This is a genomic window from Veillonella sp. CHU110 (assembly GCF_003992255.1).
Classification (GTDB): domain Bacteria; phylum Bacillota; class Negativicutes; order Veillonellales; family Veillonellaceae; genus F0422.
The window spans coordinates 1-12,903 of record NZ_RQVA01000005.1 but is presented as its reverse complement, the minus strand read 5'-3'; the positions used below and the strand labels follow the sequence as shown (position 1 = coordinate 12,903).

General features: G+C 39.8%; 13 protein-coding genes. All 13 read right to left on the bottom strand.

All coding sequences use genetic code 11. From position 1 onward, the window contains the following. Positions 1-132: 132 nt before the first annotated feature. Positions 133-1,401 carry an O-acetylhomoserine aminocarboxypropyltransferase/cysteine synthase family protein gene (locus EO122_RS03030; protein WP_127009317.1) on the bottom strand — a complete coding sequence of 423 codons (1,269 nt, stop codon included), beginning with the start codon at positions 1,399-1,401 and terminating at the stop codon, positions 133-135. Between the two features lie 47 nt (positions 1,402-1,448). Beyond that, positions 1,449-2,408, bottom strand: a complete 960-nt coding sequence (gene metA / locus EO122_RS03025) for a homoserine O-succinyltransferase (RefSeq protein ID WP_127009316.1) — start codon at positions 2,406-2,408, stop codon at positions 1,449-1,451. 429 nt (positions 2,409-2,837) lie between these two features. After that, positions 2,838-4,256, bottom strand: a complete 1,419-nt coding sequence (gene hydG, locus EO122_RS03020) for a [FeFe] hydrogenase H-cluster radical SAM maturase HydG (protein WP_126937090.1) — start codon at positions 4,254-4,256, stop codon at positions 2,838-2,840. A gap of 363 nt (positions 4,257-4,619) precedes the next feature. Continuing rightward, positions 4,620-4,907 (bottom strand): 50S ribosomal protein L27, encoded by a 288-nt coding sequence (gene rpmA, locus EO122_RS03015; RefSeq protein WP_009353004.1) that lies wholly within the window; start codon positions 4,905-4,907, stop codon positions 4,620-4,622. Positions 4,908-4,919: 12 nt separating this feature from the next. Beyond that, complete coding sequence (locus EO122_RS03010) at positions 4,920-5,234, bottom strand: ribosomal-processing cysteine protease Prp (protein WP_127009315.1); 315 nt, start codon at positions 5,232-5,234, stop codon at positions 4,920-4,922. A 5-nt stretch (positions 5,235-5,239) separates the two neighbouring features. Then, positions 5,240-5,551, bottom strand: a complete 312-nt coding sequence (gene rplU / locus EO122_RS03005) for a 50S ribosomal protein L21 (RefSeq protein WP_009352881.1) — start codon at positions 5,549-5,551, stop codon at positions 5,240-5,242. Positions 5,552-5,764: 213 nt separating this feature from the next. After that, the gene (locus EO122_RS03000) at positions 5,765-6,952 is read right to left on the bottom strand and encodes an NADP-dependent malic enzyme (protein WP_127009314.1); all 1,188 of its coding nucleotides are present in this window, start codon (positions 6,950-6,952) and stop codon (positions 5,765-5,767) included. Between the two features lie 11 nt (positions 6,953-6,963). Then, the gene (speD, locus tag EO122_RS02995; protein ID WP_126937196.1) at positions 6,964-7,752 is read right to left on the bottom strand and encodes an adenosylmethionine decarboxylase; all 789 of its coding nucleotides are present in this window, start codon (positions 7,750-7,752) and stop codon (positions 6,964-6,966) included. A 96-nt stretch (positions 7,753-7,848) separates the two neighbouring features. Continuing rightward, positions 7,849-9,186 (bottom strand): ribonuclease PH, encoded by a 1,338-nt coding sequence (rph, locus tag EO122_RS08425; protein WP_127009385.1) that lies wholly within the window; start codon positions 9,184-9,186, stop codon positions 7,849-7,851. A gap of 568 nt (positions 9,187-9,754) precedes the next feature. Next, complete coding sequence (locus EO122_RS02985; protein WP_127009313.1) at positions 9,755-10,522, bottom strand: amino acid ABC transporter ATP-binding protein; 768 nt, start codon at positions 10,520-10,522, stop codon at positions 9,755-9,757. Between the two features lie 9 nt (positions 10,523-10,531). Continuing rightward, positions 10,532-11,191, bottom strand: coding sequence for an amino acid ABC transporter permease (locus tag EO122_RS02980; protein WP_206168500.1), 660 nt, complete (start codon positions 11,189-11,191; stop codon positions 10,532-10,534). Positions 11,192-11,193: 2 nt separating this feature from the next. After that, complete coding sequence (locus tag EO122_RS02975; protein WP_127009312.1) at positions 11,194-12,015, bottom strand: amino acid ABC transporter substrate-binding protein; 822 nt, start codon at positions 12,013-12,015, stop codon at positions 11,194-11,196. 402 nt (positions 12,016-12,417) lie between these two features. Continuing rightward, positions 12,418-12,903, bottom strand: a 486-nt coding sequence (locus EO122_RS02970; protein WP_164725944.1) for a transposase, incomplete at its 5' end; no start/stop codon positions are given.

The window sequence follows — 12,903 nt, the reverse complement described above, 5'->3', positions numbered from 1 at the left end:
ATGATATAACCCTATATAGTATAACACAACCAGAAACCCTACGAATATAAACAAATAAAACGCCACAGGCTACCGCTTATCGCTACATAGCCTATGGCGTTATATAGTATGTGTTAACTACACCTATGAATCTTATAGTTTGTCTAATGCTTGCGCTAAATCGGCAATGATATCGTCAATGTTTTCGATACCGATGGATACACGCAATTGTTCTGGTTTAACACCTGCTGTCAATTGTTCCTCAGGACTCAATTGCGCATGCGTTGTACTTGCTGGGTGAATAACTAAAGATTTTGCATCTGCTACGTTAGCAAGGTTAGAGAAGATTTCAAGAGCATCTACGAATTTGATACCTTCTTCTTTACCGCCTTTCACACCGAACGTAAACACAGCGCCTACCCCATTCGGGAAGTATTTATTAGCCAATACTTTGTACGGGCTGTTTGGCAATTCAGGATACTCCACGTAAGCGATTTTGGGATGGTTTACTAAGAAATCTACTACTTTACGAGTGTTTTCTACATGACGTTCTACACGCAAGGACAATGTTTCGATACCTTGGATAATCAACCATGCTGCTAGTGGAGTAATAGCTGCTCCAGTATCACGCAACAATTGAGCACGAACTTTCACTGTGAAAGGAATTGGAAGATCGCCGTATACTAAACCATTGTAATGTACATCTCCTTCTACGAATCCAGGGTAACGACCGCTCGCTTTGTAGTCGAACTTGCCACTTTCCACAATGACACCAGCGATAGTTGTGCCATGACCGCCTAAATATTTAGTAGCAGAGTGAACTACTACGTCTGCACCATGTTCGAATGGACGGAATAAGTATGGAGTACCAAATGTGTTATCTACAATCACGATAATGCCATGTGCATGAGCGATTTCAGCGATTGCTTCTAAGTCTACCAAGTTAGCGCCTGGGTTACCAACGGATTCTACATAGATTGCTTTTGTGTTATCATCGATGGCTGCTTTGAACTCATCTAAATTGTCTGGATTCACAAATTTTGTTGTAATACCAAAACGCGGCAATGTAGCACTGAACAAGTTGTAAGTACCACCGTACAATGTGGAAGCTGCCACAATGTTGTCACCAGCAGATGCTACGTTTTGGATCGCATATGTAATCGCTGCAGAACCAGATGCTACAGCAATAGCCCCAGCACCACCTTCTAATGCTGCTACACGACTTTCTAATACGTCTTGTGTAGGGTTACCTAAACGAGTGTAGATAGGACCAGCATCAGTTAAAGCAAAACGACCTGCTGCTTGTTCTGCATCTTTAAATACATAGGAAGTTGTTTGATAGATTGGCACTGCACGGGAACCTGTCGCGTCTACTGTATGACCTGCATGTAATTGTAATGTTTCAAATTTGTAATTGCTCATGTTAATTTCCTCACTATTCTTAAATCTTTACTACTTTTTTACTAGGATTAAATGACCCAATCCTGTATATATGGTTGTTCATATTCTCTCGACTGTAATTCACTTACTTCATACGGTGTTTCTTGGTATACATAATAATTTAACCAGTTTGTATAGAGTATGGTCGATGCCGATCGCCATCGTATCATCGGGGTCTTTGTCGGATCATCATCAGGGAAATAATTTTCTGGAATATCAATGTCCAGACCTAACTTCCGATCCCGATCATACTCTTGATACAACGTATCTCGATCATATTCAGGGTGTCCAAAGATAAAAATATGTTTATTATCATAGGACCTGGCCACACCAACACCGGTCTTATCCGCGCGGGCTAGCACTTCTAGCTGAGGGTGAGCGTTAATTTCGCTTTCACTCACCGTCGTATGCCGTGAATGAGGCATATAGAAGAGTTCATCTAGGCCACGCATAAGCATGGGCTTACCATTTTGCACTTCTTGTTCGTACACGCCGAATAACTTGCTTGGCAAGTCTTCCTTGTGAATACCAAAGTGTTTGTAAATTCCTGCTTGTGCTCCCCAACAGATATATAGTGTCGAGCATACATGTGTTTTGCTCCACTCCATAATCTCTGAAAGCTCTTGCCAATATTCTACCTCTTCAAAAGGCATCTGCTCTACAGGGGCTCCTGTAATGATGAGTCCATCAAAATATTCTTCTTTAATTTCATCAAATGTTCGGTAAAACGTTTTCAAGTATTCTTGTGAAGTATTACTTGATTTATAAGACGCTGTGTACAAGAAGGTGACTTCCGTTTGTAACGGCGTATTGCTCAATGCTCGCAAGAGCTGAATTTCCGTTGTTTCTTTTCTAGGCATCAAATTCACAACTACAATATGTAATGGCCTAATGTCTTGTGATTCCGCCCGTTCTGAGTCCATAACGAATATATTCTCTTGTGAAAGTTCTCCAATCGCTGGCAGTCCTTTCACCACTCGTATTGGCAATCTGCTCACCTCTCTTTCCAACTACATCTCTTTTTGGCGATGAATTAAGTATACTAGGATGTCCATCATATGTCAACAATATATGGACTTTTATCCTTATACAGGATACATATTATTATATATAGGAAAAAACTATATCGCCATTTGTTGTCATATATTTTATAAATATATACCTTCCATAACCCTTGGCTACAGTAGTTGTATCTATATCCCACTCCTAAGCAAGATTTACATAATATCCATGATACTCCACTGTCATCCCCTATCACACCCTAGATTAGACAGGCATCAAAATATACTATATCCATGATTCTATACACAGAAAAATGCAGCTGCCCTCTGGGCAACTGCATTTTGCGTTATATTATATTTTTTAATTAACCTATGGTACACCTAAACCATATAGGTGCAACAGTCTCTAATCTCCACTTAGAATCGGAAGTCTCGTTCTCCCTCTTCCATTTGTGCAATATAGGCTTTGGATTTTTCTTTTACTAGATCATTTTTAATGGAATCTAATTGTACATCAATGACAGCATCTCCTACGGCTTTTGTTTCATCATCTGCATAATCTAGTAAATATTCTTTCAATGTCATCAATGCGTTCGGTTGGCAACAGTTTGAGATTTGTCCACTCTTAGCCAAAGCCATAAAGCGATCTCCTGTACGACCTTCTCGATAACAAGCTGTACAGAAACTAGGCACATAACCTAATTCCAATAACCACTCTACAATTTCATCTAAGGAACGACGATCACTCGTATCGAATTGAGCAGAATTTTCTTCTTCTGGTTCTTCTTCTACATAGCCACCAACGGATGTACGAGAACCACCAGAGATTTGGGAAATACCCAATGCTAAGCCCCGCTCACGCATGGATTGGCTTTCACGGGTAGACATAATCATACCTGCATATGGCGCAGATACACGAATCAAAGCTACGATTTTTTCAAAAATATCGTCTGGCACAGCATTACTGAAATCATCTACATCGATATCATCGGCTGGGCAAATACGAGGCACACTGATGGTATGCGGACCTACACCAAACTTTGCTTCTAAATGTTCTGCATGCATCAACAAACCTACGAAATCGTATTTGTAATGTTCCAAGCCATAGAGCACACCAATCCCTACATCATCAATGCCGGCCTCCATAGCACGGTCCATAGCCGTTGTATGGTATGCATAATCACTCTTAGGTCCCGTTGGGTGAAGAGCTTCATAATTTTCTTTATTGTACGTTTCTTGGAACAATGTGTACGTACCGATACCTGCTTCATGCAATTTTCGATAATCTTCCACTTCACAAGCGGCGATATTCACATTCACACGGCGAATCTCTCCATTATCTTTTTTAATGGAGTAAATCGTATTGATACATTCTAATATATATTCCAATGGATTTTCTAATGGATGTTCACCAGATTCGATAACAATCCGTTTATGTCCCATCGCCTCTAGAGCCATTACTTCTTCACGAACTTGGTCTTGGTTCAATTTCTTGCGAGTAATCGTTTTATTTTTCGCATGGTATGGGCAATAAACACAACCATTGATGCAATGGTTAGATAAATATAAAGGAGCAAATAAAACAATTCGATTGCCATAAATCGCTTGTTTAATTTCTTTTGCTAACGCAAATAATTTTTCTTTATATTCTGGCAATGGGCATTCCAACATCACCATTGCTTCACGATGATTCAAGCCCACACGTGTTTTTGCCTTTTCTAATATAGCATCCAACAAAGGTCTATTCTCTTTATTTTCTTCTGCATATTGTAACGTGGCTAGAATCTCTTCATGATTAATAAATTCTTCCGCCTTGGAAGAGTGTACATCATACATAGTAAACTCCTTTTCTACTGACTTAGTAGATCTATGATAGCCTATATCCTTCTAGGCTTCGTCCTAATAGATTCGCTATACCGATTTTATTAGATATAGCACTCTCTTTATTATACTCCACTTAGTAGGCTATGTATACAAGATTAGTATGTATTTTGAAAGCAATTGTTAATACTATGTATGCATAAATAGAAACACACGTGTATTCATCTGTTCATCATTTGTCAGACTGTATGTATGCTTCTTATACACATATCACAGATTCCATAGTATATATCTAGCATCAAAATTTGCTAAAGAATCATATGACAGCACAAAAAAGGCCACCAGATATTGCTATCTAGTGACCTCTTATATGTGTTATTAAGCTTCTACAGGGTATACAGAAACTTTACGGTTATAACGACCAGCACGTTCAAATGCTACACGGCCAGGAACCAATGCAAACAAAGTATCATCTTTGCCGATACCTACGTTAGCGCCTGGATGGAAATGTGTACCACGTTGACGAACTAGGATGTTACCACTTTTTACAGTAGAACCGTCATGGCATTTAACTCCAAGACGTTTGGACTCGGAATCACGACCATTTTTTGTACTGGAAGCACCTTTTTTAGATGCGAATAATTGTAATTGGATATTGAATAACATGTAGTTCACCTCCTATTGTTCACTCACTCTAACAAAATCACTATATTGATTCGCCACATTCTTAATACCAAGAAGCATGGTTTCTAATATAGTTTGTCCTCTTTCAGTAATGGGTTCTGAAAGTAGGATATCTAACTCACCGTCTTCTATACGATACTCCACAGATTGCTGAGCTACCTCATGAAGTCCTAAGAGCGATGTCTGTGAAAGCATAGAAATGGCTGCACATACAATATCTTCTCCGTAGGGACCTGCCTCGGCATGCCCTCGAAAATGACATTCTACAATGTGTCCGTCTACATTGCGTTTCACATCAATGTGAGTCATGATAATTACGCCTCGATTTTTTCGATGCGAACTTTAGTGAATGGTTGGCGATGGCCTTGACGACGACGATAGTTGGATTTCGCTTTGTATTTGAAAACCAAGATCTTTTTCGCTTTACCATGTTCAAGTACTGTACCAGTAACTTTTGCACCGTCCACAAGTGGTGTACCAACTTTAACGTCACCGTCTTTAACTACAGTTACAACTTCGTCAAAAGAAACAGTTCCTTCAGCTGCTACATCCAATTTTTCAATAGTGATTACATCGCCTTCGGAAACGCGATATTGTTTACCACCAGTTTTAATAATTGCGTACATTATGACACCTCCTTGTATTCGTACTCGCTGAATGCGGTTATCTAGCCGAAGCCAAATATTATTGACCTCTTCATGCGGCTTGCAATAGTTGGGCGTACCCAAACTATGACTAATTTATTATATATGATAGCACTACAGATGTCAACGAATTTTATAAGAAAACACCCTCAATTTTTACCATTGAGGGCGTTCTATCATTCACGTTATTAACGATTAGTATGGTACTTCTGTTTTACGAGCTACACCAGTTTTAATCGCTGTTTCAGCTACTGCTTTTGCCACTGCTAATGGAACACGTTTGTCGAATGCATTGGCTACTACGTAGTCTTCTGCTAATTCTTCATCTGTTACAAGAGCTGCTAGCGCCTCAGCGGCTGCCAATTTCATTTCATCATTGATTTCACGAGCTTGTACGTCGATAGCACCGCGGAAGATACCAGGGAATACGTTTACGTTATTAATTTGGTTAGGCGCATCGCTTCGACCTGTACCCATCACACGTACGCCAGCTGCTTTCGCTTCTTCATACATTACTTCTGGCACTGGGTTAGCCATGGCAAATACAATGGCATCATCTGCTAAGCTTTCTAAAATCTCTTTTGTGAAAGCACCAGCTGCAGATACACCTAACAATACGTCTGCACCTTTAGCAATCTCTGCTAAATTGCCAGTTTTTGTTTCTTGTCCTAATGTTTTGATCAATTCAGCTTGTAGGGAATCAAGACGTTTGTAATCTTTATTCAATACACCGGAGCTTACCATTAAAGTAATATCACGGGCACCAGCTAAGTATAACAAGCGAGCAATATTAGCACCTGCTGCACCTGCCCCATTCACCACGATTTTCACTTTGGATAAGTCTTTTTTCACAAAGCGAAGAGCTGCTTTTACACCTGCCAAACAAGCAATAGCTGTACCATGTTGGTCATCATGGAACACAGGAATTTCTAGTTCTTCTTTCAAGCGATTTTCAATTTCGTAACATTTAGGGGAAGAAATATCTTCTAAGTTAATACCTGCAAAGTTTTTTTGCACTAATTTTACAGTGTTAATTAGCACATCTGGATCTTTAGTGTCGATGACTAAAGGAATACAATCTACATTACCAAAACGTTTGAACAGTAGGGATTTACCTTCCATTACTGGAATCGCTGCGGCTGCTCCGATATCGCCTAAACCCAATACACGTGTACCATCGGATACAACAGCTACCATGTTGGAACGACATGTTAAATCGAAGGATTTATCTTCATCTTCTTTGATGTGAAGGCATGGCTCTGCTACACCTGGTGTGTAAGCTACTGTCAAGTCATGAGCATCTTTCAATTCATATTTTGTACCAGTTTGTAAGAAACCTTTTAGTTCCAAGCGTTTTTCAATTGCCTCTTGCTTTACGTCCATGGTAAAACCTCCTAGATTTTTAATGATGGTAAGTTTCTACCGTAGAATATTTCCGCCATCTCTTGTTTGAGTTGTTGGTTGATTTGTTTACGCTCTTTCAGCGTCAAATCTTCTTCGGTGATACCAAACAAATAATTATTAATATCGTACTCTTTCAGCATCATTTTGGTATGGAAAATATTTTCTTGATACACATTCACATCGATCATATTGTAAAGATTACGAGTTCTAGAATTAATGTAGTTTTGGATAGAATTCATACGATGGTCGATAAATAATTTTTTACCGTGAATATCGCGAGTAAATCCACGCACTCTGTAATCTAAGCTAATGATATCGGAGTCAAAGCTATCAATTAAATAGTTCAATGCATTCAACGGAGAAATCTGTCCACATGTAGACACGTCAATATCTGCACGGAATGTACTTACCCCATTGTCTGGGTGACTTTCAGGATAGGTATGCACTGTTAAATGGGATTTATCGAGATGCATAACAACATCATCTTTATCAACATGATCAACAGGCTCTTCCGAAATCAGAATGGTTACACTGGCTCCTTGTGGGTCATAATCTTGCTTCGCCACATTGAGTACATTAGCTCCAATAATATGTGAAACTTCTGTCAAAATATCAGTCAAACGCTGTGCATTATAAACTTCGTCAATGTATTCGATATATTGGCGTTTTTCTTCTTCTGTACGCGTGTAACAAATATCATAAATATTAAAACTCAAGGTTTTTGTTAAATTATTGAACCCATAGAGTTTCATTTTATTTGATTTTACAGATGTATCCATAATGTAATATATGCCTTCCTTATAATACTTATCTTTATTATATCGAACTTCATCCATATATTCAAGTCTTTCGATATATTTTTTAACTATTATTAATTACTTAACTATTGTCTGCTGCAACTGCTCTACTAATGCCCGTAGCGCTTTACCTCGATGGCTAATCGATTGTTTTTGTTCCATCGATATATTGGCCATCGTTGTTTTAAATTTAGGAATATAAAAGTGTGGATCATAACCGAATCCGCCTTTTCCCATTGGTTCCAATTGGATGATTCCTTCACAAGTCCCTGTAGCTCGAACTAACTGTCCATCTGGATTGGCCCATACTAGAGCGCATACGTACCGAGCTTGCCGCTCCTCTTTAGGTATCTCTGCCAATTCTGCGACAAGTTTTTTGTTATTGTCTCCATCATTTCCATGACTACCTGCATACCTAGCAGAATAAATACCTGGAGCACCACCTAAAACGTCTACTTCTAACCCAGAATCATCGGCTACGCAAGGTAGGCCACAAGCCTCTGCATAATACATCGCTTTTAGTTCTGCATTTTCTATGAAAGAAGATCCTGTTTCCTCTGGCTCCTCCACATCTACGATGTCATCGATGGTGCGCACTTCGAAGCCGAGCTCTTCAAAGGCTGCTGTAAATTCACGAATCTTACCTTTGTTACGTGTAGCTAAAACCACTGCTTTCGGAGGATTTTCACGACCTACCATATGACCTGCTTCGCCTAATGCGTCTCGTTGTATATCCATCAATTGTTTTGTGGCACTTTCACCTAAATCTAACAGCGCATTCAGTTCATCACGAGTAAACGTTCCATGCTCCCCTGTGCCTTGTACTTCCACTAGCTGACCTTTACCCGTACACACCACATTCATATCAACGATGGCTGCACTATCTTCTTCGTAGCATAAATCCACCATAGGGCCCTCTTGCCCGATACCCATGGATATAGCGGCTAAATAGTCCGTCACTGGGAATTTGCCATACCCATCGTATACTTTATGAATGGCATCCACTAAGGCCACAAATGCACCTGTAATAGACGCTGTCCGCGTACCGCCATCAGCTTGTAACACATCGCAATCTACAGTAATGGATACTTCGCCTAACGCTTCCAAATCCACTACTGCTCGCAAAGCTCTACCAATGAGACGCTGAATTTCCACAGTTCGACCTGTTTGCTTGCCTTTTGCCGCCTCTCTAGGTACCCGAGTATGTGTAGCCCGTGGCAACAATGAATATTCAGCTGTGACCCAACCAGTTCCTGTACCCTTTAAAAACCGTGGCACTCGTTCTTCCACACTGGCGGTACAAAGCACTTTTGTATTGCCACATTCAATGAGGACGGAACCCTCTGCATAGGCTGTATAGTTTCTAGTTATTTTCACGGGGCGCACATCTTGAAGCCCACGACCATCAATTCGCATCGTCATTCCTCTTTCCCATCTATTGGATTACATATACCTATTATTATACACAATCTCATGGCTCATTGGCAATTTATGTTGAGTCTTAGGCCGTCCGTTGTTTTGTGAGTAGGCGTTGTTTAGCTTATTTTAAGAAATACAGAATACGGTGCACCCCCGCCAAACTGTCCTACGTAAAAGTTTGATCGAGGGTACACCGTATTCTGTCTAACATTCGTATGAATTTGTCATAAACGCCTACTCACGTCACCACACCAGCTATCGAAAGGCTAACATCTCTTGCCGTCCCTAACCGCTTGGCGATTGTGTATGATAATCGGCATATGAGGGGGGATCCTCATGGGGCCCAGTGTCCGCAATATGCTTAGTATCAAACATACAAATGCTACATGCCAAGTGACAGGTACAAATAATATCCTTCCATCAGTAAGCACATACAAAATACGACATACCTAGTGATAAACACAAAGTAAATCCTATCATCAGCGAGCAATTATAAAATGCGATATGCCAGGTACAAACTATGTAATACTGTTTGTGCCTGGCTATGTCGCATTTTCTTTTATTGTTATACTCGTAACATAGAGTTTAAGAACGATTGTGTTCTTGGGTTTTGTGGATTTCCAAATACATCTTCAGGGGCTCCTTCTTCTTGTATCTTGCCATCAGCCATGAAGATCACTCTGTCTGCTACTTCACGGGCGAATGCCATTTCATGGGTGACGATAATCATGGTCATATTTTCTTCTGCTAATTCCTTGATAGTTCGTAGTACTTCACTAGTGAACTCTGGATCCAATGCGGAGGTAGGTTCATCAAAGAGCATAATTTTTGGTTTCATTGCTAATGCCCTGGCAATGGCTACCCGTTGCTTTTGTCCACCAGATAAGGTGCTAGGATACACATCTCGCTTATTCCAGAGACCCACTTTTTCTAGTAAGGACTGGGCGATAGGCAAAATATCTACCTCTTTCATTCCTTTCACCATTCTCGGTGCCACCATGATATTTTCTAATACTGTCATGTGTGGAAACAAATTAAAAGACTGAAATACCATCCCCATATTTAATAAAAGTTGTTGCTGTTCTTCTTTGGATGCGTATATCGCCTCATTTGCATTGGCTGGTGTATCCACCAAGATCGCCCCATCGATCCTGATTGTCCCTTTTTGTATCGTTTCTAGTTGTCCTAAACAACGAAGAAAAGTGGATTTACCTGATCCAGAGGGACCAATGATGGACACCACTTCCCCTCGGTCCATGGATAGTGACACGTCTTGCAAGACCGCCACCGAGCCAAAGCTTTTTTCAATATGTAACATGTCTATGAAAGCCATGGTTTCCTCCTAATCTTCGTAAATCGCCATACGACGTTCTAAATATTGATATAACTTCGTCAATACAAATGTCATCGCCAAATAAAATACGCCGGCTACGATGAATGCAGTAATATCGAAATCTCGTTGTACAATGCTGCGCGTGATACGCAAAATATCATTCATGGCTAATACATACACCAAAGATGTATCTTTCAGTAATGTAATCGTTTCATTCGCTAATGGTGGCAGTACTCGTTTGATGACCTGTGGCAAAATAATTTTATACATGGTCTGTACATAGGTAAAGCCCAATACTTTTGCCCCTTCATATTGCCCTTTCGGAACAGATTGAATGCCGCTGCGGAATATTTCACACAAGTACGCAATGTAATTCAACACGAAGGACAGCACCGCCGCTGTCATATCTGTTAATTCAAAACCGTCAATCATGAATGGCAAGCCGTAATAGATGAGCAAAATTTGCAACATCAATGGGGTGCCACGCATAACATACACATAAGCATCCACAATAGTTGTAATCACACGATTTGTACTCAATCGAAGCAGCGCCAAGAGTAACCCTCCCGGCACCGACAAGACGATAACAATAAAGAACAAGGACAAGGTCACTTGGAATCCGCCCGCAATAGCCGGGACTATCTGTAACATATATTCCAATACATCCATGTTTATTTATACTCCTCTTTCGTCAAGATGGATGTGCTACCAAACCATTTTTGCGCCAATTTGTCAGCCGTACCATCATTCATCACTTCTTGTAACGCAGCATCCACTTTTGCTTTCAACGCTTCATCTTCCTTGCGCATACCTACACCTACTTTTTCACTGGCAAAGGAGCCAGTGGCTACGGTGAATACATTGTTACCTTTTTTACCGATTAAATAACGGCCTACCATTTCATCCACCACGACCGCATCAATACGGCCAAGTTCTAAATCCATGAAAGCATTTACATAATCTCCATATTCTTTGATTTCTCTAAAGTTCTTAGATTGCGGATCATTTTTGACAGCTTCCAGACCAGTAGAACCAGATTGAACCCCTACACGTTTACCATCAAGCTGCGATTTATCAGCAATACCAGAGTCAGATTTAACAGCGATGATTTGGTCTCCACGAAGATATGGTTTAGAGAACAAGATATTGCGTTCTCTTTCTTTCGTAATGGTTAACCCATTCCACAACACATCAATACGTTTTGATTTTAACTCCGCCTCTTTACTATCCCAATCGATGGATTTAAATTCTACTTCAGAGCCAATGCGCTTAGCTACTTCTTTTGCTAAATCGATGTCGAAACCTACTAGTTCACCTTTTTCATCTTTAAATCCCATAGGAGGGAAGTTATCGTCCAAACCGATGACAATTTTCTTAGGCACTTCTGTATTTACATGATTTGTCGATGCCCCACAACCCGCTACTAACCCAACAATTACTAATGCACTAGCCGCCGCTAATACTGTTTTAGAACACTTTTGTAACCAATTCATACTACTTCTCCTCTCTACAAATATGTAACCTCTATTTCATGATTACATTATACTTTAGTTAATTAAAGTTGTAAAGAGATAAAATGCTAAATTTTGTTATTTATTCTAAAAGTAATTGATACTGAAAAAGCCACCAACAGCCAACTGTATAAACAAAAGCGATATGGTAAATTATATACTCACCATATCGCTCATTTTCGGCTCTTTATCAAGTTTTGGGGACAGCAATTAATCTGTTCAGTTTCTTTAATATAAGAACTGTATAAAAATGTAAATATAATAAAATACTAGGAAACATAAGTGAGATACAATGGATGTAACTAATTTTAGGCACTACAAAGTAACCCCACTTATGTTTCTTTTTTTGTGGAGAGTCTACTATCATATAATATAGTTAATAACCTATGTAGCGACAGATACAGGTGTATCAGGCTTGTTGTAGATACTAGGCAAGATCATCAGTAATCTAGCTCTAAATCGACCGAAATGACGAACACCATAGCTATTCCGTTTCAATACTTTAGTTTTGTTGTTACAACCTTCTGTAAAACCGTTAGAGTATGGTAATAGGAAAGCATTAACTACTTCGTCATGCCAACTTGTAAACGATCGTAGCAGGTTGTTAAATTCGTTAAGATTCGCTACTTTCACAAGAGCCAAAAAGTTAGATAATGTATCTTCAATGGCTGTTCGACCCTTGGCAGTAAATAGGTACTCAAAGTAATGCTTCAATGCGTATGCTTGTCTTAAGTCATCAGACTTTCGTAGAACTTCAAATAAGCGAATACGTTCCCCCTCAGAGAGGGTGTGGAATGCCTTACGACATAGCTTGCGAGAACGTTTAATGTAAGATCCGGACTTCTTTAAACGCTTCTGTTCTCGTTTTCT